Origin of the sequence: Marasmitruncus massiliensis (genome assembly GCF_900186535.1) — a bacterium.
Classification (GTDB): domain Bacteria; phylum Bacillota; class Clostridia; order Oscillospirales; family Ruminococcaceae; genus Anaerotruncus; species Anaerotruncus massiliensis_A.
On the sequence record NZ_FYDE01000005.1, the window covers coordinates 1,410,840 to 1,435,435 of the forward strand.

Annotated in this window: 23 protein-coding genes and 3 pseudogenes; 19 read left to right on the plus strand and 7 right to left on the minus strand. The window is 51.6% G+C overall.

All coding sequences use genetic code 11. The features are described 5' to 3' along the window. Positions 1 to 56: 56 nt before the first annotated feature. Positions 57 to 947: a CAP domain-containing protein gene (locus tag C1A10_RS14840; protein ID WP_101910994.1), complete on the minus strand. Its 891-nt coding sequence runs from the start codon at positions 945 to 947 to the stop codon at positions 57 to 59. Between the two features lie 181 nt (positions 948 to 1,128). Between C1A10_RS14840 and C1A10_RS14845 the strand changes: the two genes are divergently transcribed. Continuing rightward, on the plus strand, positions 1,129 to 1,365 hold the full coding sequence (locus tag C1A10_RS14845) for a YdbC family protein (protein ID WP_101910995.1): 237 nt from the start codon (positions 1,129 to 1,131) through the stop codon (positions 1,363 to 1,365). Further along, entirely contained in the window at positions 1,365 to 2,369 is a 1,005-nt protein-coding gene (locus C1A10_RS14850) for an asparaginase (RefSeq protein ID WP_101910996.1), read from the plus strand. Before C1A10_RS14845 ends, C1A10_RS14850 begins: the two co-directional genes overlap by 1 nt. Before the next feature lie 49 nt (positions 2,370 to 2,418). On the opposite strand, the gene C1A10_RS14855 is transcribed toward C1A10_RS14850, so the two are convergent. Then, positions 2,419 to 3,072: a DUF4867 family protein gene (locus C1A10_RS14855; RefSeq protein WP_101910997.1), complete on the minus strand. Its 654-nt coding sequence runs from the start codon at positions 3,070 to 3,072 to the stop codon at positions 2,419 to 2,421. A 241-nt stretch (positions 3,073 to 3,313) separates the two neighbouring features. On the opposite strand from C1A10_RS14855, the gene mnmA reads away from it, so the two are divergent. From mnmA to C1A10_RS14900, 9 genes and pseudogenes are all read left to right on the plus strand, one after another. Beyond that, on the plus strand, positions 3,314 to 4,372 hold the full coding sequence (gene mnmA / locus C1A10_RS14860) for a tRNA 2-thiouridine(34) synthase MnmA (protein WP_242968945.1): 1,059 nt from the start codon (positions 3,314 to 3,316) through the stop codon (positions 4,370 to 4,372). 279 nt (positions 4,373 to 4,651) lie between these two features. Further along, positions 4,652 to 5,701 carry an AI-2E family transporter gene (locus C1A10_RS14865; RefSeq protein WP_242968946.1) on the plus strand — a complete coding sequence of 350 codons (1,050 nt, stop codon included), beginning with the start codon at positions 4,652 to 4,654 and terminating at the stop codon, positions 5,699 to 5,701. Positions 5,702 to 5,741: 40 nt separating this feature from the next. Next, a complete protein-coding gene (locus tag C1A10_RS14870) occupies positions 5,742 to 6,551 on the plus strand; it encodes an alpha/beta hydrolase (RefSeq protein ID WP_180951164.1) in 810 nt (269 codons plus the stop codon). 77 nt (positions 6,552 to 6,628) lie between these two features. Then, on the plus strand, positions 6,629 to 7,003 hold the full coding sequence (locus tag C1A10_RS18870) for a spore germination protein (RefSeq protein WP_101911000.1): 375 nt from the start codon (positions 6,629 to 6,631) through the stop codon (positions 7,001 to 7,003). Further along, complete coding sequence (locus tag C1A10_RS14880) at positions 6,961 to 8,256, plus strand: spore germination protein (protein ID WP_101911001.1); 1,296 nt, start codon at positions 6,961 to 6,963, stop codon at positions 8,254 to 8,256. The genes C1A10_RS18870 and C1A10_RS14880 overlap by 43 nt, the downstream gene beginning before the upstream one ends. After that, on the plus strand, positions 8,253 to 9,422 hold the full coding sequence (locus C1A10_RS14885) for a Ger(x)C family spore germination protein (protein ID WP_101911002.1): 1,170 nt from the start codon (positions 8,253 to 8,255) through the stop codon (positions 9,420 to 9,422). The genes C1A10_RS14880 and C1A10_RS14885 overlap by 4 nt, the downstream gene beginning before the upstream one ends. Positions 9,423 to 9,427: 5 nt before the next feature. After that, positions 9,428 to 9,616, plus strand: a complete 189-nt coding sequence (locus C1A10_RS14890) for a hypothetical protein (RefSeq protein ID WP_101911003.1) — start codon at positions 9,428 to 9,430, stop codon at positions 9,614 to 9,616. A 12-nt stretch (positions 9,617 to 9,628) separates the two neighbouring features. After that, positions 9,629 to 10,537: pseudogene (locus C1A10_RS14895) on the plus strand (GerAB/ArcD/ProY family transporter); the annotation flags it as partial. Beyond that, positions 10,534 to 10,752, plus strand: a complete 219-nt coding sequence (locus C1A10_RS14900) for a hypothetical protein (RefSeq protein WP_101911005.1) — start codon at positions 10,534 to 10,536, stop codon at positions 10,750 to 10,752. The pseudogene C1A10_RS14895 and the gene C1A10_RS14900, both read left to right, overlap by 4 nt. 68 nt (positions 10,753 to 10,820) lie before the next feature. On the opposite strand, the gene C1A10_RS14905 is transcribed toward C1A10_RS14900, so the two are convergent. Genes C1A10_RS14905 through C1A10_RS14925 form a run of 5 tightly spaced genes read right to left on the minus strand, consistent with a single transcriptional unit; the run spans position 10,821 to position 15,530 of the window. Beyond that, a complete protein-coding gene (locus C1A10_RS14905; protein ID WP_101911006.1) occupies positions 10,821 to 11,789 on the minus strand; it encodes a hypothetical protein in 969 nt (322 codons plus the stop codon). Further along, a complete protein-coding gene (locus C1A10_RS14910; protein ID WP_180951165.1) occupies positions 11,786 to 12,331 on the minus strand; it encodes a sigma-70 family RNA polymerase sigma factor in 546 nt (181 codons plus the stop codon). The genes C1A10_RS14905 and C1A10_RS14910 overlap by 4 nt, the downstream gene beginning before the upstream one ends. A gap of 34 nt (positions 12,332 to 12,365) precedes the next feature. After that, a complete protein-coding gene (locus tag C1A10_RS14915) occupies positions 12,366 to 13,403 on the minus strand; it encodes an ABC transporter permease (protein WP_242968947.1) in 1,038 nt (345 codons plus the stop codon). 1 nt (position 13,404) lies between these two features. Continuing rightward, positions 13,405 to 14,343, minus strand: a complete 939-nt coding sequence (locus C1A10_RS14920) for an ABC transporter ATP-binding protein (protein ID WP_101911008.1) — start codon at positions 14,341 to 14,343, stop codon at positions 13,405 to 13,407. Positions 14,344 to 14,345: 2 nt separating this feature from the next. Then, positions 14,346 to 15,530, minus strand: a complete 1,185-nt coding sequence (locus C1A10_RS14925) for a COG1470 family protein (RefSeq protein WP_180951166.1) — start codon at positions 15,528 to 15,530, stop codon at positions 14,346 to 14,348. Between the two features lie 355 nt (positions 15,531 to 15,885). Here C1A10_RS14925 and C1A10_RS14930 point away from each other — a divergent pair, with 355 nt between their 5' ends. The 8 genes and pseudogenes from C1A10_RS14930 to C1A10_RS18810 all read left to right on the plus strand — a co-directional run. Next, a complete protein-coding gene (locus C1A10_RS14930) occupies positions 15,886 to 17,280 on the plus strand; it encodes an undecaprenyl-phosphate glucose phosphotransferase (RefSeq protein WP_101911010.1) in 1,395 nt (464 codons plus the stop codon). Positions 17,281 to 17,465: 185 nt separating this feature from the next. Continuing rightward, complete coding sequence (locus C1A10_RS14935; RefSeq protein WP_101911011.1) at positions 17,466 to 18,800, plus strand: LCP family protein; 1,335 nt, start codon at positions 17,466 to 17,468, stop codon at positions 18,798 to 18,800. A gap of 158 nt (positions 18,801 to 18,958) precedes the next feature. Beyond that, on the plus strand, positions 18,959 to 20,014 hold the full coding sequence (locus tag C1A10_RS14940; RefSeq protein ID WP_242968984.1) for a glycosyltransferase family 4 protein: 1,056 nt from the start codon (positions 18,959 to 18,961) through the stop codon (positions 20,012 to 20,014). A 15-nt stretch (positions 20,015 to 20,029) separates the two neighbouring features. Continuing rightward, on the plus strand, positions 20,030 to 20,827 hold the full coding sequence (locus C1A10_RS14945; RefSeq protein WP_145997748.1) for a glycosyltransferase: 798 nt from the start codon (positions 20,030 to 20,032) through the stop codon (positions 20,825 to 20,827). A 20-nt stretch (positions 20,828 to 20,847) separates the two neighbouring features. Continuing rightward, a complete protein-coding gene (locus C1A10_RS14950) occupies positions 20,848 to 21,861 on the plus strand; it encodes a glycosyltransferase family 2 protein (protein ID WP_101911014.1) in 1,014 nt (337 codons plus the stop codon). Between the two features lie 33 nt (positions 21,862 to 21,894). Next, positions 21,895 to 22,671 (plus strand): ABC transporter permease, encoded by a 777-nt coding sequence (locus tag C1A10_RS14955; RefSeq protein WP_242968985.1) that lies wholly within the window; start codon positions 21,895 to 21,897, stop codon positions 22,669 to 22,671. A gap of 77 nt (positions 22,672 to 22,748) precedes the next feature. After that, positions 22,749 to 23,432: pseudogene (locus C1A10_RS18805) on the plus strand (ABC transporter ATP-binding protein); the annotation flags it as partial. A gap of 132 nt (positions 23,433 to 23,564) precedes the next feature. Next, a pseudogene (locus tag C1A10_RS18810) lies at positions 23,565 to 24,587 on the plus strand (acyltransferase family protein); the annotation flags it as partial. Positions 24,588 to 24,596 lie beyond the last annotated feature (9 nt).

Consider the following 24,596-nt stretch of genomic DNA (forward strand, 5'->3'; position numbering starts at 1 on the left):
AATCAAAACAGCCCGTGTCAGTTCAGTCAACCGACACGGGCTGTTTTTGGAATTTCTTATAATTTTGCAAAAATCATGGTTGCGTAGGCATAAACCATGCCGTTTTTCTCAATGTAATAAAGTCCGACACCCGCATGCGTGAATTCGGCCCTCATAATATTCTCATAATGCGGCGGGCTGTTCATCCATTGTTCCACCCAGAAAGAGGCGTCTCTGGCGGTGTCATTGTCAGGGTCGTTGTATTCAGTCATACAAAGGTTTTCACCTGCGGCAATATACTGGACGGGAACGTCCTTCTCCAGAACAGTCTGCCACTCGTCCCCGTTAGGGCGCTTATGTTCGAACTTATCCGCCTTGCACAATTCCCGGCTGCGGATGCGGGCGGCAGAACGAAGGTTTTCGTCATATGTCAATGCATCCAGACCTTCTGCTTCCCGCTCGGCATTAATCTTTGTCAGAATTGATTTTTCCACGCTGCTTAAAAAATTCTTGCCGGTAACAGAAACCGTCTCCGTTTTCGCCGCCGTAACAGAGGACTCGGATGCAGCAGCTTCGGACGCGGCTTTCACGGCGGCCTCGGATGCGGCAGCTTCAGACGCGGCTTTCGCGGCGGCCTCGGATGCGGCAGCATCAGACGCGGCTTTTGCGGCGGCCTCGGATGCGGCAGCTTCTGATGCGGCTTTCTCGGCGGCCTCGGATGCGGCAGCATCAGACGCGGCTTTCACGGCGGCCTCGGATGCGGCAGCTTCAGACGCGGCTTTCGCGGCGGCCTCAGACGCGGCAGCTTCTGATGATGAAGCGGCTTCGGAGGCTACTTCTGACGAATCGGAGATATCTTCTGATGCAGTCAGCTCGGAAGAAGCAGTTTCAGGCGAAACAGCAGGCTTTGCGAGATTGCAGCCGGATAAGGTTACTATGACAGCAAGTAAAATAATCGCTTTTTTCATTGCAGAAACCCCTTTGAAAGTTTCATTTTTTTCATCCTAGCACAAAATTGCCAATAGTTCAATGCAATAATTGTTAAAAAAGCAGGATAATGGCAGTCGTATAATTGCAATTCAATCGTGTGGTATGCTATAATCATCCAAGTATAGAAACCATTCAAACTATCGAAGAGAGGAAACTAAAATGGCCGAACTGAAATATGAGATTACCCAGGAAATCGCAATCCTGTCCGAAAGCAGCCGCGGATGGACAAAAGAGCTGAATTTAGTCAGCTGGAACGAACGCGAGCCCAAATACGATATCCGCGAATGGGCACCGGACCACGCGAAAATGGGGAAGGGGGTCACGCTTTCCGAAGAAGAAATGCAGACCCTGGTAAACGCTTATCTCCATAAGGACGAGGAGCCGACGTTTGACTGATGGAAACAACAAAGAAAAGAGTACTTCTGCTTGCCACAGGCGGGACAATCGCGTCCAGGCAGGGGGAAGAAGGGCTGGAGCCGGAACCGGCGCCGCCCGAATTACTTACGGCTCTCGAGGAACTTGGCCATTATTATAAAATTACTTATCGTTCCATCTTAAATCTGGACAGTTCCAATATTCAAGCGGAGGAGTGGCAGCTCATCGCCCGCAGCGTATACGAAGCGCTGCCTGTTTACGACGGGGTCGTCATTACCCACGGCACCGATACGATGGCCTACACAGCGTCGATGCTGAGCTTCATGCTCCAGAACCTGTCTAAAAGTGTCGTTTTGACTGGTTCGCAGCTTCCGATCGGGCTGCCGCTCAGTGATGCGCGCAGTAACCTTGCGACAGCGTTTGCCGCAGTGAATTATGGACTGCCGGGAGTCAGCATCGCGTTTCATCATAAGATTATCAGAGGCTGCCGCGCGGTAAAAGTACGGACCATGAGTTTCGACGCATTCGAGAGCGTGAACAGCCCAGACCGCGGCGAATTATTTGCCGACGGGATTCATGTCATCGGCAAACACGCGCCGGAGCCGAAAGGCCCGCTTACGCTGTGCGACCGGCTTTGTAACGACGTGTTTCTCCTCAAACTGATCCCGGGCACAAATCCGCGGATTTTTGATATGCTGCTTGAGATGAACTATCGTGGGGTGGTGCTTGAGGCGTTCGGCGCAGGGGGGCTGCATTTTATCCGCAGAGACCTGGCGGCGCAGGTAAAGCGACTAGTGGAAAACGGCGTCGCGGTTGTGGTCTGCAGCCAGTGCCTTTATGAAAAAAGCGATTTTTCCATTTATGAAGTAGGACGCAAAATCCTTTCCACCGGGGTGATCGAGGCAAGGGATATGACGACGGAAGCCGCGGTGACCAAGCTGATGTGGGCTTTGGGCCGGACGGATTCCATGGATGAGGTGCGCCGGATCTTTGCAACCAACTATGCCGGCGAAATTACATTGTGAGCATGAAAAAAGCCCTCTTGATTCACAGACGGAACAAGAGGGCCTTTTGTTATGTTTCCGGAAATTCTTTGGAAAGATCAAGATTGTTTCCTGTGAGCCCCATATAAGCGCCGTTCTTTGCCTGACTGGAATCGGGATGCGCCAGCAGCCATTTGTTGCGCGCGGCAAGCAGCCCGTCCTCAAAGCATTTCGGTTCAAAAACAGGCTTTTCCGTATTGGTACCGCGCGGAAGGACGATTGCTGTGCGGAAGCTCTTTTTGCCCGGAGCATTACAGGGGGCGTAATGCAGCGTTGTTGCATAAAGTTCCACAGCCGTTCCTGCGGGAACCAAAAACGCCTTGATCAGGGAAGTGTCCAGTTTACCGTCGGCGATTTCCTGCTGATGCGCAAGCAGCAGCACGATATCGTCTGCCGCGATATCCACTTCGCTGTCGCGGTGGTATTCAAGACAGTCCAGCCGGTGATTGCTGCCGTTGCAGTAACCCACCTGAATGGGCATCCCGCCGAAGAAACGGTCCCTGATCTCGATACATACCGGCATTTTTTCCATGTCCGGGTCGCCCGCAACATAGATCGTGCCTTTTGAGGGCTTCGGCGTCAGCATATTCAGACGCTCGATCAGCTGGTCTGTGTCATAACCCTGCAAAACCTGTCCATAAGGCTGAAACTGCGGGTCAGTAATAGGAAAAATGGTAAGCGACATAAAACACCCCTCCAATAAAAAATCATTCAACACCCCAGAATTATTATACACAATCATACAAAAACTGCAAGCAATTTCCATCCTGCGGCAATCAAATACAGCGGCAAAATGGTGTACCTGTAATTGGGCATCCTATTGACAAGCGCGGTTAAAAAGTATACGCTTATAACCTATACTTATTAAATGGGAAATTGGTGAATGTCGATTGAATTCCGAAGTTGAAAACAGAAAGAGACGGGCTATGGTTGCAATGAGCGGCGGGGTGGACAGTTCCGTGGCTGCTCTTTTGATGACGCGTCAGGGATATGACACCGCGGGGATTACGCTGCGGCTGTTTGCGAACGAGGATGTCGGCATCAGCCGGGAGAAAACCTGCTGCTCATTGGAAGATGTGGAGGATGCGCGCAGCGTAGCCTATCAGCTGGGCATCCCGTTTCATGTGTTTAATTTTTCAGATGCCTTTAAAACGCAGGTGATGGACCGGTTTGCGGCGGCATATCAGGCGGGCGCGACGCCGAACCCGTGTATTGACTGCAACCGGTTTATCAAGTTTGACAAGCTGATCTGGCGTGCAAGGCAGCTGGATTACGACTATGTTGTAACAGGGCACTATGCTGTCATTGAGTACGATTCCTCCGCGGGGCGGTATCTGCTGAAAAAAGGGCTGGATCCATCCAAAGATCAAAGCTATGTGCTCTATTCGCTCACGCAGGACCAGCTGTCCAGAACGCTTTTTCCGCTGGGGCATATGAAAAAATCCGAAGTGCGTAAGATGGCGGAGGAAAACGGGCTGGTGAACGCCCGCAAGCACGACAGTCAGGACATCTGTTTTGTCCCGGACGGGGATTATACCAAATTTTTGGAAACCTATTCGGGGAAACCGCTGCAGCCCGGCTGTTTCGTCGACCGGGACGGAAAGATCCTGGGCGTATGCAGGGACCCCGTCTGCTATACAATCGGACAGAGAAAGGGGCTTGGGATTTCTTTTCCGGAGCCTGTGTATGTTTGCGCGAAAAACACCGCGGAGCGTACCGTCACGCTTGGGCCGGAAAAGGAACTCTATTCCAAAACACTGACGGCGGCCGATATCAACCTGATCTCCTGCGCCGAGATCAAACAGCCGATTCGTGTGCAGGCAAAAGTCCGCTACCGCCAGGAAGCGCAGTGGGCGACCGTCGAGCAGACGGATGAAACACATTTCCGGTTGGACTTCGATTCTCCCCAGCGGGCAATTGCGGCGGGGCAGGCCGTCGTGCTTTACGACGGAGATGTCGTCGTCGGCGGCGGTACGATCGAATAATGACACAATCAAATATATAGCGGACCGGATGGTTTAAAAAACCATCCGGTCCGCTTTTTACTGCTATTTTTTCTGCAATCTTAATATTCATGTAATATTTGGCAGAATTGGAATTAATATAATAACAGATCGGAAGAACCATGGGAACCAGGGAGGTGAATAGCCATTTTTGAGCTGAATCATAAAAATATCAAAATCATTGCAGGGCTGACCGGCGGTGCCATTCTGTTTTCGTGGGCCTTACGAAACCTTCCGGAAGTGTTCCGCTTTGCGGGTATTTTGGTTGGAATCGCGGCGCCGTTTCTGGTGGGGCTCTGCATTGCGTTTATTTTGAATGTCCCCATGCGGGCGGTCGAAAGCGAGCTGTTTCCGGCAAAACTGCAAAAAAGGCATCCCAAACTATATGATGTGCGCCGCCCAATCAGCCTGGTTTTTACCATCCTGCTGGTGATTGCGGTGGTGTTTCTCGCACTTTTTATCGTGATTCCGGAGGTGGGGCGCACCTTTCAGACTTTGCGGGCCGGGATTCCGGGGTTTGTAAACCGCATCCGTTCATGGTGGGCTGTTCTTGCGCTTCAACTGCCGGAGCTGAACCGCTGGGATTCCGGCACCCAGCCGGAATGGGATAAGATTATCGAAACGACCTTCGGCTTTTTGCAAAACGGCGCCACCAGCATTTTTCAATCGACGATGGGGATTGCCACATCCGTGTTCAGCAGTATCCTGAATTTTTTGATCGGGTTCGTCTTTGCAATCTATGTGCTCCTGCGCAAGGATCTTCTTGCGCATCAGTGCAGAAAACTGCTCTACGCCTATCTGCCGGAGAAGCTGGCCGACGAAACGATACGGATCGGCAGGCTCGCAAACCGGACATTTTCAAAATTTATTTCCGGCCAGTGCCTGGAAGCGGCGATTTTGGGAATCTTGTTTTTCGCCGTCATGTCGATTTTCCGGTTCCCTTATGCCATGATGATTTCGGTATTGATCGCGTTTACCGCGCTGATTCCGGTTTTTGGGGCATTTATCGGCTGTGCGGTCGGAATATTGATGATCCTTGTGAACAGCCCGATTCAGGCGCTGTGGTTTCTGGTACTGTTTCTGGTTCTTCAGCAGCTGGAAAATAATTTTATCTATCCGCGTGTTGTGGGGAATTCCGTGGGACTTCCCGCGATGTGGGTGATGTTCGCGGTGCTGATCGGCGGCAGCACGTTTGGCGTTGTGGGAATGCTTTTTATGGTGCCTCTCTGCTCGGTGCTCTATGCACTGCTCCGGGAATCGGTCAACCGAAAGCTTCTCAAAAAACAAACACCGTTTCGCAAATTTGAATGACGGCATTTGAAAAACCTGACAGAATGACGGGGGGATGAAGGTGGCATTATTTACCTGCAGCTTTGATTCGAAAATTCTTTACACGACCGCAAAGGCGGAAGTGTTTTTGCCGACGCCGGACAGCAGCCAGTCGATGAGCATGAGCCTCGAGCAGCTTTACGCGTCCAGACCGCCCTATCCGGTCATTTATCTCCTGCACGGCATGTTCGGAGATGAAACCTCATGGCTGCGCAAAACACGGATTGAACTTTATGCGCAGGAATACGGCTTCGCGCTTGTTATGCCCTACGGGGAAAACGGATTTTACACTGACATGGCGCACGGACAGCGCTGGTTTACCTATCTGACTGAGGAACTGCCGCGTTTTGTACGCATGAATTTCCGGATATCCGGAAGGCGGCGGGATACGTTTATTGCGGGGCTTTCCATGGGAGGATACGGCGCCTGCAAAGCCGCCCTGACAAATAACTGGCAGTACGCCGCTTTTGCATCCCTTTCCGGGGCGGTCGATGTGGAGGAACTGGCACGCTTTGCGGTGGCGCAGGGCATCACACAAATTGCGGAGGATGTATTGGGGGATTTGTCCCGCATTAAAGACAGCCCGGCGGATTTGCTGGGCCTGGCCGGGCGGTTAAAGCGAAAGGGAGATAGAATGCCGCCCGCATACATTGCCTGCGGCATCGATGACACGCTGTGTTACCCGATGAATCTGCATCTGAAGGCGGGGCTGGAAAGGCTGCAATATCCAATGGTCTTTGTAGAGGGACCGGGTAAACACGAATGGCGGTTTTGGGATCGGCAGATTGAACAGGCAGTTAAATGGTTTGCAAGGCTTCCGGACCCACAGTGATTTGCAGTGTAGGAATAATTGCTCAAAAAATGAAAATACTACAAAAACAAATTCGATAATAAGTGGGTGCTGCTGCTTTGTTTAGATATTTTTTCAGAAAAATGCGCTATTCAGTTATAAAAAGTCAAAAAACACGACGGATCGATTCCGGCTCGCAGAACGGCCCGGACAAACCGGAAAAGAAATTGACCGGCAGCCTTTCAGAAAATCTGGAAACGCTGAAAGCCGCGTTTCACAACAGCAGTGACTTGGTTGTGCGGGAGTTTTCGTTTGATCATAACCGGATCAATGCCGCTGTTATTTATCTCGAAGGCCTTGTGAATTTAAGGATGATCAATGAGAGCATCATTGAACCGCTGATGTATCAATTCTCCTGTCGGATTTGCGCCTCAACAGCGAAAAATGCGACATGCAGGTCGTCAGGAGGGCAATGGTCGCCGCTTCCGATGTAAAAGATGACTGTGTTATCAGCCAACTTGTCCAAGGCTGCCTGACGGGAGAAGTTATCCTGCTGCTGGATCATTCGGACCAGGGACTTCTGGTTACATGCAGGGGCGGGGATAAGCGCAATGTTGAGGAACCGTCGTCTGAGTCGGTCATCCGGGGCCCACGCGAAGGATTCACGGAGTGCCTGCGCACAAATGTGTCACTGATTCGAAGAAAAATCAGAAACCCCGCGCTTACCTTCGATTCACGGGTCCTGGGGAAAAAGACCAGAACTTCGATTTGTGTGGCGTATTTAAAGGGAACCACCAACCAGAGCCTGATTGACAACATCCAAAAGCGGCTTGACAAAATCGACACGGATGCAATTCTGGAATCCGGATATATTGAACAATATATAGAGGACGCGCCGTTTTCGATTTTTTCCACCGTCGGATATACCGAAAAACCCGATACGGCGGCCGCAAGAATTCTGGAGGGACGCGTGGCAATTTTAATTGACGGCACCCCCTTCGTGCTGACCGCCCCCTTCCTGTTTGAAGAAAGCTTTCAGACCACGGAAGATTATTATTCCCGCCCCTATTTTATGTCAATGCTTCGTCTGGTCAGATATACGGCTTTTTTCGTTACGGTACTGTCCCCGGCATTATATGTCGCGGTCACAACCTTTCATCAGGAATTACTCCCGACAGAGTTGTTGTTTACCATGGTCGCGGCGAGGGAAGGAATCCCTTTCCCCGCTGTTTTGGAAGCGATGGTCATGCTGCTGGCTTTTGAAATTCTGCGGGAGGCGGGAGTCAGGCTGCCCAAACCGGTGGGTCAGGCGATGAGCATTGTCGGCGCGCTCATTATGGGCGATGCCGCGGTATCCGCCGGGCTGATCGGATCGCCGATGGTCATCGTGATTGCAATTACCGCGGTATCCGTCTTCGCAGTCCCTCTGCAGGCGGATTCTGCCGCGATACTGCGGCTTTTCTATTTAATCCTCGCCGGTACTATGGGCGGCTTTGGAATTACAATCGGAATCCTCGGGACGCTGGTGCATTTATCCTCACTAAAATCATTTGGATACGCGTATCTTTCTCCGATTGTTCCGCTCCAGGTACAAGATCTCAAGGATTCGCTGATCCGCGCTCCGCTGTGGATGATGATTACCCGTCCCCACAATATGGCGAACAGGGATCGGACAAGACAGCGTTTTTTTGTTCCGCCTCCTTTTGATGAGGCAGATGACTCAGAAAATCAGGATGATAAGCAATGAATAAGCAAGTAAAATCTGCGGGAATTATTCTTTTAGCTGTAACCCAGCTATTTATGCTGACCGGTTGCTGGAACCGCCGTGAACTGAATACGCTTGCCATTGTAATGGGCATTGGTATTGATAAGGCGCAAGCAGGGGATGAAATAGAGTTAACGACACAAATTATAAAAGCGGACAAACTCCATCCCGCGGAGGGGCAGGCGGGAAGCGACGAAAAAGCATATTTTAACCTGACCAATACGGGTACGGATGTTTTTTCTATTTTAAGACAAGACACGCATAAGGTCAGCCGAAAATTATACATTCCTTACACTCAGGTCGTTATTTTTGGCGAGGATCTGGCTGAGGAAGGCATCCAGGACTATTTGGACATTTTCATGCGGGACCACGAGGCGCGGCTGAACATGAATATTCTGATAGCGCCGGGCAAAGCGAGCGATACGCTTGACTTTGAACCTGATTTCGGGAAAGTTCCCGCTTCCAGTATTGCACAGCTGCTGGAAAACAGAAGTGCTACTTCTCAAACCGCAGATCTCGAACTGGTTGACTTTATGAAGTGCCTGACCAATGAAACGGCGGCGACTGTTGCCCCGCTCATCACAACTGAGGGAACAGGAAAAGAAAAGAGAGTCAAGGTGTCGGCCGGCGCCGTTTTAAAACAAGGGAAAATGATTGGAAAGCTCACGGAAACCGAAACGCGAGGGCTGTTGTGGGTGACCAATCGTATCAAAAGCGGTCTGCTGAATGTAAACGTAAACGGAATAGAAGCAACGATTGAAAATATAAAATCAAGCACAAAAGTAACCCCGGAAATGAAAGACGACGGTACGATCCAGATGAAGATCAAGATTAAACAGTCGGGATCGCTGGGAAGCCAAAAGGGAGAGGAAAACCTGGCAACGCCTGAAAAAATGCAGCAGCTGAATCAGGCAACCGCCCAGGTAATCAGGGAAGAAATACAGCAGTCTATCAAAAAAGCACGTGAACTGAATGCGGATATTTTCAAGTTCGGGGAAAGTATTCATAAAAAATACCCCAAGGAATGGAAGGCGCTTGAATCGAACTGGGATGACCTCTTTCAGAAGCTTGACATAGACTTGGAAATTACCGCACAAATAACCGGAGTCGGAAGACTCGGTAAGCCTACCAGCCCGGAGAAGGAGTAGACCGCATGAAGAGCACGAGAGAACAGATTTCGCCGTCGATGCTCATGTTTTCCATTATCTGTTTTATCCAGGCATCCACGTCCCTGAGCTCTTTTGTGTTCAGTGTATTGAAACAGGAAACATGGATTTGTGTGATTCTGGGTTATTTGCTCAGTTTGCCTGTCATCTGGGTATATGTCAAACTGGCTGAATAGTATCCGCAAAAGTCGTTGATTGAGATCAACGATCTGGCTCTGGGGAAAGTGGTCGGCAAACTGTTTTCTGTGCTGTATCTATGGTTCTTCTTTTCGCTGGTTTTTTTAAACACGATTACAATCGGCTCCTTTGTGGTCGGCTATATCATGCCGGAAACGCCGCTGATGGCAGTTATCATCCTGTTCATTCTAACCTGCGCCTACTCGGTACGGAAAGGCGTCGAGTCCATGACCCGGTACAGTGCGCTGTTTGTTATTATGGTGCTCTTGTTTATTGCAGCGAACGTTTCAATGCTGATAAAAGAAATGGATTTTTCAAGCTTTTTCCCCATTTTTTCTTTCCCGGTTACGAACTATATTCAGGCTTCTCACACAATGGCTGCTGTCCCGTTTTGTGATGTGATTGTTTTTATGATGATTTTTCCCCACGTAGAGAAGGGAAGGAGTTTAAGAAAACCGGTTTTTCTTGGTTTAACGTTTGGAGCAATCACGCTTCTGGTGACGATTGTCAGGGATACGGCCGTATTGGGAGTACTGGGAGCCTATCTGACCCTTCCCACCCTCGAAGTGCTCCGCCTGATCAATATCGGGAATACGCTGACCAAGGTGGAGGTGTTCTTTATCATCCTGCTGATTATCCTGCAGTTTTTCAAAACTTCCGTTGCGTTGTTTGCAACTGTAAAATCTGCTTCACAGATATTCGGTCTGTGCTCCTATAAGGCTCTGGCAGTCGTGATGGGTGCGCTGGCAGCAGGGTTTGCCGCCATGGCCTTTCCGTCTTCGGCTGAAATGGCCTATTGGGGGCGCAATATTGCTGCACATTATTCCACCTTTTTTGAAGCAGTCTTGCCCGTTATCACTTTAACAGTGGCTTTGATCCGGAAATCATACAAAGGTCAAAAGGAGGTTGGGGCATCATGATTTTTTTGACTTTAGTAGCCTTTTTGATGATTGCTTTTGCCGATGTTCCGGAGCTGATCGGAAAGAAACAGTGGCGGGAGCTGTCTGTTTATTCTCTGTTTTTTCTGGCCGCGCTCACAATGGGAATCCTTCTCTCGTTTGGCGTGGAAATTCCAAGTCCCATAGCGGGCGCGCAGTATATCATCAAGGAGATCCTGCATTTGAATTATCAGTAAAATGGGAGATATGGAAAAGAGCTTCCGCAAAAATTGCGGAAGCTCTTTTCATCGTTGTTTCAGAAGGCTCACTGTAAAATATCCAGCGTGAGATGCCCGGCCTCGGGACTTTTTTCTTTGGAAAGCGATAACAGGTCGCTGCCGGAACCAGATGCCACGAACGCAACCCCGCGTTCTTCCCCATATAGGTCACTCCCGTTTTCCACTCTCCGCATCATCCCGGTTTGCGCCGAGATATCAAACAGAGGCTCTTCGCTGTCGCCGACGAATATCACCAGATCGCCGACATGAAGCTGCAGGTGCTCTACCGGCAGGGAAACCGTAGCGGTATCCACAACATGGTAAGGCAGGATATAGGATACCTGCGTTTGCGTTTTGTCGGAAGAGCGCTGCTCGATCAGCATGTTGTCCTGAACGCCCAGCTTTCCATCCGGCACATAGTCCTGCGACCACAGAGTCGTTATAGTCCCCGCCGCGTAACCGATCAGACGGTAATGGATAAAACCCCTGGCGCTGTCTCCGGAGGTGAGCAGGACGAATCGGCTGCTGGCGCCGGGCAGCGCAATCGTGGAAACCGGATACAGCTCGTTGCAGCTTTCAAACAGGCTGGTATAGAGCATTTCGGACTGTCCGTCCAGATCCGTTGTCCATAGCACACTCATAATGCTGGGCTCGCTCTGCGGAATTTCCACCGGGAAGAAACTTACCTGATAGTCTTTTCCGCTGTCATCAAGCTGGATCGGCTGCTGGGTCATCCCGCTTACGGGGTTATCCGGACAATCGGGCTGGCGGTTCACAACTGTCAGCAGCAGCGTTGCACAGAGAAGCATTCCTGCTGCTGCGGCCCCCGCCCTGTACCAGAAAGAACGCCGCACCTTGCGCTTGGGAAGCAGAACGATGGAAGACTCGCTACTGTGTCCATTGGCAGCGCTTTGGAGGATCTTCTGTTTCAAAGCGTTCAGGTCGCTGTGTGAAAAGAACGCTTCCGATTCGGTTTTCCCTTTGTGCAGCCATTCTTCAAGCCTTTTTTCGTTCATATACTCATCCCTTTCGCACTTAATGCTTCTTTCAGCAGCTTTCTGCCCCGGCTCAGCCTTGCCCGCACATTACACTCCGATACCTTTAAAGCGTTTGCAATTTCTTTCACAGGCATTTCATCAAAATAGTACAATGCGATTACAGTGCGGTATTTTAACGGCAGTTCCATCACGGCGCTGAACACTTCGCCGCCTTCCGCGGCTTCGAACATCCGCTCCTGTTCGGGAAGGCTTTCGCCGCATGTGTCGCAAACCAGCGGCACCGTCTGCCTGCGCCCCTGCCGAAGCAGGTAATCCTTGCACAGGTTTACCGTGATCCGGTAGATCCAGGTGAAACAGGCGCTTTCCCCGCGAAAGGAGTGCATATTCTGATAGACCCGCAGAAAAACCTCCTGCATGATGTCCTCCGCGTCACTGTAATTACGGACATAATAGTAGGCCAGCTTTAAAACCCTGGAACCGTATTGGTCTATCATCTGTTCCAACAGAACGGTCTGCGGTGTATCCTTCAAAATACATCCGCACTGCGTTTCTTCTGCCAATACCATTCACCCTTTCCGCAGGAAATGGAGCCGCCTAACCGGCACGAACCTCCTGGCGCATGAAACTGATGTAAGAAATGGCGAAGCACAGGACGGTCAGTGCAAGCAATCCGATCAGGTGCGGCCAGACCAGCAGCACACTCTGCCCAAATGGCAGCGCTCCCGCCACCGCACCCTGAATCTGATCGGTTAAGAGGAAGGAACTCAGCGTTCTGGCGCTCGGGTCCAGGATTGTGCCGACCGCTTCGCTGTAAAGCACGGATGGGGAGAGGCGGCTGAGCGCCTGCTGCGTGTTGACATTGTGAATCATGGCCGCATAGTTCGCGGAGTCGCTGACCGGGAAAAGCGCATTTGCCACAATTCCGGCCACTAGCTGCATGAAGATCACAAAGAACAGCCATACCGCAATCACCGACAGCGCGGACGTCGCCGCATGGCGGAATAAAATGGAGAACAGCATCGACACCGCCAGCCACAGCGCCATATACACCACTGTAAACACCAAAAACAGCAGGATTCGGGCAAGTTCTTCGGCTGTCGGGGGGACTCCGATCAGGATAATTCCAAGCCCGCCGACAATCAGCCCGATGGAAAAAACCATAATGGCAATCACAGTCAGCCCGGCGAGGTACTTCCCATTGATGACAGCGTCGCGGTAGATCGGCTGCGCCATCAGCCGGCTGAGTGTTCCGCGGGACCTTTCGCCGTTGATTGCGTCAAAACCGAGCGCAAGCCCGACAATCGGTCCCGAAAACGCGATGAAGGTTAAAAAAGAGGGCAGGGAAGCTCCGCTGCTTGTAAAGAGCTTTAAAAATACAAAATCGGTGCCCTGTTTGCTGACCGCCGCATGGATTCCGGAGGCGGCGCTGTAGACGCTTGCCAGCCCGGTTACAAAGATCAGCCCGAGCACAATCAAAAACCGCTTGCTGCTGAACTGGTCCTCCAGCTCTTTATGATAGAGGACCATCAGGCCCGTATTTCCGCGGGCATCGCCCCGGCTGCCCTGAAAGCGGGAAGCCGTGTGCAGCCATTGCGTTCCCTGCCTGATAAAATCGGCTGCTGCTTTCATCATTCTACTCCCTCCTTGCAAAATAACTTCTGTAAATATCGTCGAGGTCTCCGCCGCGCTCGCGTACAAGACACAGCGCGTATCCGTCTTCCAGCGCCGCCTTTGCCAGGTCGGTTCGGAGATCCTGCGTGGAATCGATCAGGTAAAAGTCTTTTTCACGCCGGACATCCTGCGCGCCGTCCAGGGAACGAATGAGCCGGTTCAGGCTTTCATCGTCCGGCTGCGCGGCAAATTCCAGCGTCCGTACGCCACTTTTGTTTCTGCTCAGTTCTTCCAGATTGCCGCAGGCAATCAGCGAACCTTTTACAAAAATGCCCACACGGTCGCAGATCTGCTGCACCTGATACAGCTGATGGGAGGAAAGCAGAACCGTGCGCCCGTCCTCCTCCGCCAGCTGGCGGATCAGGGCCATCAGCTCATGGATGCCTTCCGGGTCGATGCCCAGCGTAGGTTCATCCAGAATGACGACCCTGGGGTCCTTCATCAGCACATCCGCAATGCCGAGCCGCTGCTTCATGCCGCGCGAATAGGTGTTGACCCGCCGGTCCGCGGCGTGCTGAAGGCCGACCCTTGCAATCAGGCTGTCGATCCGCTTTTCTGTTTCTTCTTTTGAAACGCCGTTCAGAGCCCCGGTGAAGCGCAGATTTTCCCGCCCGGTCATATCCCCGTAAAATCCGACGTTGTCCGGCATGTAACCGACAATCCGCTTGACGGCGATCGGTTCGCGGGTGCAGTTGAAACCGCTGATGGAGGCTTTCCCCCCGGTGGGCTCGGTCAGGCCGAGCAGCATGAGGATTGTGGTCGTTTTGCCGGCACCGTTGGGCCCCAGCAGGCCAAACACCTCTCCCTCCCGGATTTCCAGATTCAGCCCGTTTACCGCCGTCAGGCTGCCGTACCGTTTAGTCAGCCCTTCCGTTTTGATGATGCAGTTCTTATTTTCCATAGTTACCGTCTCCCGTATTTCCGGAATACACGGACAAGACCGTACGCCAGCGCGAGGATAATGACAATGCCGACGACGCCCCAGATGGTAGGTGTTTTCACAGCTACCCGGAAATCCGCCTGGCTCTTTGTCTCATTTGTGCTTGCGGAGATGGAGATTGCATAGTCCCCGGCAATCGCGCTGGTTCCGGGTTTTACATAAGCGATGACTTCCTGGGAGGCTCCGGCGGCAATGGTATCAATCGTGGGCTGTGCGAACCGTACCGCCCAGTTTGCGGGAGCGGAGGAGGAAAGCGTGACATTTTTCAGCTCCGCGCTGCCCTTGTTCTGAATCGTCAAGGTTACAGGCGTTTCCCTGCCGGCGTGGGCATCCAGACTCAGAAGGCCGGTAGGCGTGCTCAATTCCATATTATAAGTACCGGTGATCAGCACAGTCAAGTCGGTTGTCAAAGTTTCTGTGGCGGAAACCGCCGAACAGGTTACGGTGTATTTTCCGGCCGTTACATTCTGGGCGGGAACAATGTCGACATTCAGCCCCTGGCTTTCGCCGGGCTTCACGCTCAGGCTTGCAATCTGCTTGGCGTCATAGGAAGGCGAAAAGGTCACCTGCCAACCGTCCGGTGCCTTTGCGGACAGGCTGTAGGACTGGTCCTCGCCGCTGTTGTTCACCAGATCGACGCTGTATTTAAAGGCAGCGCTGCCCGGCCCCTGCAGTTCGGGATACTGGGATGTAAATTTTCCCTGCACGAATTCCACCGCGCCGACTTCCAGCTCCAGATTCAGCACGTCAGCGATTCCGCTGCCTGCGTCTGCTTTCAGGGCGATCTGATAGTTACCCTCCGCGGCATCCGCGGGGACTTGTACATTAAAATCAACATTAGCGGGCTTATCCGGATTCACGTAGGCGCGGCCCACCAGTTTGCCGGAGCCTTCAAAATAGCCCTTCCATCCGTCCGGAATCGATTCGACCGACAGTGCGACGTTTTGCCCGGCGCCGCTGTTGTTGGCAATTTCCAGAGAGAAATTTACATTTTCGCCGGCTTTGACCATAATACCGGGATAGGTTGTGGAAAGGGTCAGCCCGCCCGCCGCGAACGACACCCCGGGAAACGCCGACAGCAGGACAAGTGCGGCCGTCATAAGAAAGCTCAGAAATAGTTTCATGATTTTTGGAATTCTAAGAACCATAGAAAAAACCTCCTTTAATTTTGCTTGGCATAAATTAGACGATGAACACATGTAAAATGTGACAAAATTGAAAATTTTTTTATTCATCGGTATCGTGATAACTCAAAAAATTGGTTCGAAAATCCTGCTTTTTATTAGAAAAAAAGCACAATAAAACCGCATAGGAAACGTTTTCGGTTCCCATGCAGTTTTATTAAAAGTGAAAAAGTTGCCTGCCGGACAATATTTTCAGTGCTGTCGAAACTTGACAGAATTTTCGTTTAGACTATAATTGCAGAATTGGGGTTTCTATTATGGAAAACCTATTGATATATCATGTAAAACATCAACAAGCAAAATAAAAAGGAATTAGAATATGGTTAAGGAAAATCAACACAGTTTTGTGACGCTGCTGAAATGCGCGGATGTCATAATCGGCCTGATTTCCATTATCACGGCATTCGGAATACGTTTTTATGTGTTCCGCGGATTTTGGGAAGTTTTCGGCCTGGATTATTACATGCGGATGATGGTACTGATCCTTCCGGTTTACTTTTTGATTTATAGTGTGTTTGAACTGTATGATCTGCTCAGTTATAAACCGTTGTTGGCAGAGACAGAAAAAGTTATCAGTGCCAATCTGGTCGGATTGGTATTTATTTTTGTACTCAGCTTTTTTCTGCGGGTAGTGGACCTCTCCCGCATGGTGATTCTGTTGTTTGCGCTGATCAACACCGTGCTCTCCGCGGCCCTGCGTATTTTTATCCGGCTGTTCCTGCGCTCTCTCCGGCAGAAAGGCTATACCCTGAAGCGTCTGCTGATCGTCGGCTGGAACCATGCGTCAGGGGAATTATTTGACAAAATGATGGCGAACCGTAATTACGGCTACGATGTGATTGGGTATCTGAGCAACCTGAAAAGCCCGGAGGAAAAGCGCAAAATCAATTACATAGGCCAGATTTCCATGCTGGAATCGTTTTTAAAAACATGCCGGGTGGATGAGGTTGTTATCTCTCTGGACTATAGCGATTTGCCGCTGCTGGGGGAAATCATTGAAGTCTGCGAGCGCGAGGGCGTAAAATCCAGTCTGCTCCCCTTTTATTCAAAGTATATGCCGGCACACCCTCATGTGGATGAGATTGACGGAATTCCGCTGGTCAATGTGCGCAGAATTCCGCTGGACAATCTAATGAACAGCCTGATGAAGCGCAGCCTGGATATTTTTGGTTCGCTGTTTTTGCTGATCGTGCTTTCTCCGCTTATGCTGCTGACCGCAGTCTGTATCCGTATTTCTTCGCCGGGACCGGTCATCTATTGCCAGCAGAGGATCGGACGCAGCAGGAAAGAATTCACAATGTATAAATTCCGCTCCATGCAGGCCCAGAATCAAGGCGACATGACAACCTGGGGATGCCGGGGTGACTGCAGGCGCACAGGATTCGGTGCGTTTATCCGCAAATACAGCATTGATGAGCTGCCGCAGCTGGTGAACGTTCTCAAAGGGGAGATGAGCCTGGTGGGACCGCGGCCTGAGCGTCCGTTCTTTGTGGAAAAATTCAGAGACGAAGTCCCTTTATATATGCTCAAGCATCTTGTCCGGCCGGGTATTACGGGATGGGCACAGGTGAACGGCTGGAGAGGGGACACCTCGATCGTCGAACGTGTCAAGTGCGATCTGTTTTATATTGAAAACTGGTCCTTTATGCTGGACATTAAAATCCTCCTGATGACATTGGTAAAAGGATTTGTCAATGAGTCGGAGGAACTATAGCCGGATTGTGGTATTGTTATACAGAATTCGGGTGAAAAGCTGTATTTTATGAATTCTTTGATTGACAGGAATTGACAAAGCATATATAATCAGTACCGTTTTATTATAAAGAATATTATGGTGATAGTATGTGGATACAGTGAAAGACCTATCATAATTGTGTGCACAGTGAAAGGCGTATTATAATGGATCATGAAAATAAATTCGGACAGTTTAAAGCCACCAGATACACGGTGCTGATCGGTGTAGTGTCTTTGGTGCTGCTTATAGCGTTCGGCGCGTGGGAGTATTTGCAGTCCAAGCTGGATAAAATCAATTATGTGGATGATTCGGGGAATCGGACGGATCAGACGGAACCACAGAATACCGCTTCCGGATTTGGCGGGCAAAAGTATTTTAATATCCTGCTCCTCGGAACAGATGAGCGGTCGGAAAAATTCAGCGTAGACGCCCGTTCAGACTGTACAATGCTGTTAAGCCTCAACCTGAAAGACCATACCGCCCGTCTGGTGAGTCTGGAACGCGGAATCGGCGTTCCGATTGAAGGACAGGAAGATGACTGGCTGACCCATGTTTTCCGCTATGGTGGGGCAAACCTGATGCTGAAGACCGTCAGCAAGCAGTTTGATGTGGATGTTGACCGCTATGCCCGGGTGAATTTTCACGCTTTTGCGCAGCTCATTGACGCAATCGGCGGTGTGGATATTACATTGACGGAAACGGAAGCCGCAGCGCTGAACGGGGAGATTTATACCAACGCGACAACGAAGCACAAGGTGTACCCGGGACTTAACCATCTGGACGGCTACGATGCCCTGCAATACGCCCGCGAAAGATTTATTGATGATGACTGGCACCGCATGCAGCGCCAGCGTACGGTCCTGCAGGCGGCCCTGGAGCAGACCAAGCACCTGAATCTGCTGCAAATCAACGGCCTGCTGGATAAGATGCTCCCTCTTGTGCAGACAAACATGACGAAGAAAGAGATCAATTCGCTGCTCCCCAAGGCGCCGTTCTTTCTCGGCGTCAAGCTGGAACAGCTGTCACTGCCGCTTCCGGGAACTTTCGGCAACAAGCTGTCATCGGACGGGCGCAGCCTGATGTTGCTGGATTTTGAGGAAAACGCGAAAATTCTGCATGAGTTTTTATATGGCACCTTTGATCCGGATACCTATGTCGTGCCGGAGGAAGTCACGAACCGGATTGCGCAGGCGCAGCAGAAGGCGGCGCTGGAATGGGCGAAAGCCCATCCGCAGCCTTCCTCCTCTGAGGACGAAGAACTTGATGAGGAGGAAGACGAGGAAGAGCTTGACCCGGGGGATAAGCCCTCTTCCAAGGCGAAGAAAAAGAAATCTTCCTCCTCATCCAAATCAGCGTCCTCTAAATCGTCCGGTAAGGATAAGACGGACGAGGAGGAACCGGACGACCTGCTGCCGACCGTAAAGAGCACGTCAAAAAACGCTTCCTCATCGAAACAATCCTCCTCCAAAACCTCACGGGCAAGTGTTCAGGAGGATTGATCAGTCCGGCCGGTTTTGGCCTGTGAAAATGCAACGCCGGAAAGCGCGATCTACATAGAATTGGGAGACGCCGGTAATAAGTCATACAGGAGGCGGCAACAATTTATAAAAAGATCTTATTCTGCGCTTCAACCCTTTCCCACATCAGGAATTTCCATCTGCCGTATCTAAAGGCATTCCGGGAACAGGGCTATGAGGTATGGGTTGCGGCCGGTAGCTCCGGGGCGGTGCCGTATGCCGACCATGTGGTCGAGCTGCCCTTCCAAAAACGCTTTTTCAGTTTCCGCAACCTGGAAGCGATTATCAAAGCGCGCGCGCTGATGAAGCGCGAACAGTTTGAGATACTCAGCGCACATACAACACTGGCGGCGGCGGTAACCAGGGCGGCTGTGCTGCTGCTGCGCGACCGTCCGAAAGTGTTTTATACCTGCCATGGATATTTATTCTCCGAGGCTCAGGGACTGCGTAAATGGGCCTATCTGCTGCCTGAAAAGCTCTGCGCCCGGGTAACCGACCTGCTGATGACCATGAACGGGGAAGATTACGAGCTTGCCAGGCGGCACCGGCTTTCTCACGATAAGTTATGCGCCATCAACGGGATGGGCTTTGATATGGAACGGTTCTTGCCTGTTTCATCGGAAGAACGCGGGAAACGCCGTACGGAGGCCGGGTTTCGTGAGGAAGAAGTGCTGTTTGTCTATGCCGCGGAATTTTCAAAGCGGAAAAATCAGCGGCTTCTGATACAGGCTTTTGCAAAGGCGGCGCCCGAAATGCCGGATGCGCGCCTGCTGCTTGCCGGGTCCGGGGTCCTTCTGGAGGACTGCCGGGAGTTGGCCCGCTCTCTGCGGATGGAGAAACAGATCCGTTTTGAGGGGCAGGTGGCCGACATGGCGGCGCTTTATCCGCTGTGTGACGCGGCGGTAACGCCGAGCCTTTCAGAAGGATTGCCTTTCCACCTGATGGAGGCAATGGCCTGCGGTCTGCCCATAGTGGCAAGCGACGTGAAGGGCCATCGGGAACTGGTTGAGGACGGGGAGACAGGGTTGCTTTTCGGATCGGGACATGCCGGCGATCTGGCGGAAAAACTGCTGGCGCTTTACCGGCATCCGGAGCTGCGCGCGCAGTATGGCGCAGCGGCACGTCAAAAAGTCGGAAAATACGCACTGAGCGAGGTTCTCCCGACGATACTTGCATTATACGGAATCAGAGAATAAACAGGAGGCGGCATTTTGCCCAGTATATCCATATTAATGGGGGTCTATCAGCCCGGCCATGATACGCAGGACCTGCGGCGCGCGGTGGAATCCATTTTAACGCAGACTTACAGGGACTTCGAGTTCCTGATCTGCGATGACGGGTCATCCGGAGCGGTCTGCTATCTGCTGGACCTGTACGCGGAGCAGGACAGCCGCATCCGGCTGGTCCGCACCGGCGATGCGGTCACGCTGCCGGACAAGCTGAACGCCTGTATCCGCGTGGCGCGTGGCGACCTTTTCGCAAGGCAGGACGCGGACGACGTTTCCGCACCGAACCGTCTCGAAAAACAGGCCGCGTTTCTGAAAGCCCATCCGGAGATTGCGTTTGCCGGGTGCAATGTCTCCCTTTTTTGTGCGGGGAAACTGTGCGGGGAGCGCCGTTTTCCTGAATATCCTCAGAAAGAGGATTTTTTGTTTTCGATGCCATTTATCCATCCGACGCTTGTGTTCCGCAGAAGCGCGATAGAGGAAGTGGGTAATTACAGCCGCTCCAGATGGGTCATCCTCTGCGAGGATTACGATCTCCTTTTGAGGATGTACCAAAAGGGCCTGTATGGATATAACCTGCAGGAATCGCTGTTTTCTTACCAGATATCACCGGAGGACTATAAGAAGCGTAAATACCGCCACCGGGTGAATGAAGCGGTCACCCGGTTTTGCAGATTTCGCGCGCTCGGAATGCTGCCAAAGGGGTTTCCTTATGTGATCAAACCGCTGGCTGTTGGGCTTTTGCCGCATCGGCTGTTACAGGTTCTGAAAAAAGGCCGTTAAAACAAGAGGAGGAGTTCCGGATGGAAACGATCAGCGCATCCGCGCAGGAAAAAGTGCTTACGATTGCCGTTCCTTCCTATAATATGGAAAAGCACCTGCCCAAAAACCTGCCCACCTATGCCGACAGCCGGTTTGGAACCGCGTTGGAGGTTCTTATTTTGGACAACGCGTCTACCGACAGGACGGCGGAAATCGCTGAGGGCTTTGTAAACCGGTTCCCGCAGATTTTTCGCCTGCTCCGGCGGGACAGCCGGGGATACGGTTCCTCGATCAATGCTGCAATGGAGCAGGCATCCGGCCGCTATTTCCGAATTGTGGACGCGGACGATTGGGTCAATACGGAGGATCTGCTGCGTTTAGTGGAAGCCCTCAAAACCTGTGAAGCGGACGTGGTGCAGACCAACTACCGCAAGGTCCTGATGGCGACCGGCGAGGAGTTCCCCGTGCGGTTTCATGATGTGGAATATGGGCGCCTTTATACCGGGTTTTCCCGGTGCAGGCTGAACGCGCCCTGCATCCATTCCACAGCCTACCGCACGAGGGTGCTCCGTCAGAACGGCATCACCCTTCAGGACAAGATTTTCTTTGTGGATGAGGAATATGTCATTCTGCCTTTCCTTTACGCGCAGAGCGTAATCTATTACGATCTGGATATTTACCGCTATCTGGTGGGAAATCCTGCCCAAAGCACCTCGCCGCAGAACCGCGCGAAATATGCCGGTCACCGGGAGCAGATCGTCCGCCGGCTGATAAAGGTTTACAAATCCGCGCAGATGAACCCGGATGTGCGGGGATACTGTTTTTTCAGAATCTCGCAGGCGGCGGCGGATCACCTGACGACATTATACATGTACCTGCCCGACCGTGCCGAAGGCCGCAGGCGCGCGCTCGAATGGGAACGCTATGTGAGAGGCGAGGAGCGGGAGATCGGAGAGGCAGTCCGGAAAAAAGCGCTCCTGCTCCGGCAGTTAAACCGTCTGCACGTCGGGCTGGACTTCTATGAAAAGCTGAAAAAAGGTATTCTGTGCAAATAACCGTTCGGAATGGGGCGAAAACCATTGAATGAGATGAAAACCCAGTTTTTGAAGTGGAAAAAATATAAAACACTGCTTATGCGCCTTGTGCAGCGGGACCTCAAGGTCAAATACCGCCGATCGGTATTGGGCTATTTGTGGAGCCTGCTGAATCCGCTGCTGATGATGGTGGTCATGTCGGTTGTTTTTTCTTATATGTTCCGGTTTGACATCCCGAATTATCCGATCTATCTGATCACAGGGCAAATCATGTTCACTTTTTTTTCTGAATCCACCAACATGGCAATGGGCTCTATCATCGGGAATGTTTCCTTAATTAAAAAGGTCTATGTCCCTAAATATATTTTTCCGATTTCACGCGTGCTTTCCAGCTTTGTCACACTGCTGTTTTCTCTTGCGGCGGTAGTGGTCGTGATGCTTGCGACGAGGACGCCGGTTACCCCGGTCATCCTGCTGTTTCCGCTCCCGCTTGCGTATGTGCTGGTTTTTTCCATGGGCATGGGCCTGATTCTCTCCGTTTTCGCGGTCTACTTCCGGGATATGACACACCTGTACGGCGTCATGACGACCGCATGGATGTACCTGACTCCGATTTTTTATCCGATTGAAAGTATCCCGGAAAGCGTCCAGCCGTTCATCCGGCTGAACCCGCTGTTTTTGTTTATCGACTGCTTCCGGGAAATCGTGCTCTATGGCCGTGTTCCCACTTTGCAGAATACAGCCGCCAGCTGCGCATGGTGTCTTGTTGTGATGGCCGTCGGAATCTGGCTGTTCCGGAAAAGACAGGCCAACTTTATTCTGCATATTTAGACAGTGGCACAGGAAGGAGGTAGTCGGATTTGAACGAACAGCAGGAAGACTATATCGTTGAAGTAAAAGACGTATCGATGCGTTTTAATCTGTCCAAGGAAAAAGTGGACAATTTAAAAGAATATGTGGTCAAATTTCTCAAACGCCAGCTGCTGTTTGACGAGTTTTACGCGCTGCGTAAAGTCAGCTTTTCCGTAAGGCGCGGAGAGCCGTTTGCCATCATCGGCGAAAACGGGTGTGGGAAAAGCACCCTGCTGAAAGTAATCTCCGGGATTTTTTATCCGACACAGGGCAGCGTGGATGTCCGCGGCAGCGTGGCGCCCCTGATTGAACTGGGCGCCGGATTTGATATGGACCTGACTGCAAGGGAGAATATCTTCCTGAACGGTGCGGTGCTGGGCTACGACACCGCTTTTATGGAGCAGAAATTTCAGGAAATCATGGATTTTGCCGAGCTGTGGGATTTTGTGGATGTTCCGGTGAAGAACTTTTCCTCCGGAATGGTTGCGCGGCTGGGATTTTCCATCGCGACGGTTGTTGTGCCGGATATTCTGATTGTGGATGAAATCCTGTCGGTGGGCGACTTTATGTTTCAGCAGAAATGCGAACGCAAGATGCAGGAGATGATCGATCAGGGCGCTACGCTGATTTTCGTGTCGCATTCCTCCGAACAGGTAAAAAGGCTCTGCAAAAAAGCGGTGTGGCTCAAGCACGGGGTCGTGCAGATGATCGGCGACGCCGCCGAGGTGAGCGACGCCTATGTGCATGACATGGAGACCGGCGGTCATGGCCTGGTACAGCAGAGCGAAGCGGATGCAAAACGGGACGAGGAAGAGGCGGCTCCGGCGCCTGAAACAAAAGCTCCCCGCAGGACATTTCCGTTTCTGACACTTCTGCGGGCGGCGGCGATCGCCATGATTGTATGGGACCATCTCGGCCCGTTCCGTAATCCGCAGTGGCTTCCCGGGCGGCTTGTAGAGAACATGATTAACCGTCCGCTTGGGATTATCCAGTCGTTCGGGGCTTTGGGCGTCATTTTATTTTTTCTGAGCAGCGGTTTTCTGCTGGCGCACGGCGGCGGACGCGGCAGCAGATTTACCTATGCCGCCAAACGGGTTCTGAAAATCTATCCGCCCCTGCTGCTGTCATTTGCGAGTTTCTTTGTCGTACAGAGGCTGCTTTCCTTCATTACCGGAGCCCCGAACTACTGGTCGCAGTTTACCCCGAGGCAATGGCTGTTCGGCGGGACCCTGCTCAACTACCTGTTCGGCGAGCCGGATGTCATCAACGGCACAACGTGGTATCTGTTTCCGACATTGCTGTTTTATTTTCTGGGTTTCCTGTTTTATTCGTGGCTGCACGAAAAGCCAAGGACGGCGGTTTTCGCCTTGGAGGCGGTGCTGGCTGCATGCTATGGCGCGTTTACCGCGCTTAATCTCCCTCTCGCGCTCGGCGAGGTTGCCAGGATGTCATGGTATCTGGTTTTCCCTGTTTTCGGGATGCTTCTCTATTATCTCTGGAGCGGACAAATGGGATTCCCGTCCTTTTTGCTGCTGGGCAGCGTGAATTATCTGCTGATGATCAAGGGCATTTCCATGTTTAACCCCGATTATTACGAAAGCCTTCCCTATGCGGTTTCCTTTGCCTATGCATTTTTGCTGTTCAGCATCGCGTTGCTTTTGAATGATAGAATCAAATCTTTTCGGGCAGTGGGTTATCTTGCAAAGATCAGCTATTCCGTCTATGTGACCCATATGACCTACGGAAGCCTCTTGCTGACACTTTTGGCGCCGCGGCTTGGATTTACGGTTTCGTTTATTCTCACAGTCCTGTCTGCATTTGTGATTGCCGCAGTGCATTATCAGGCGGCGGAAAAACCGGTTTCCCGTTTTTTGAGACGCAATTTTGAATCGTGATACGGAGGA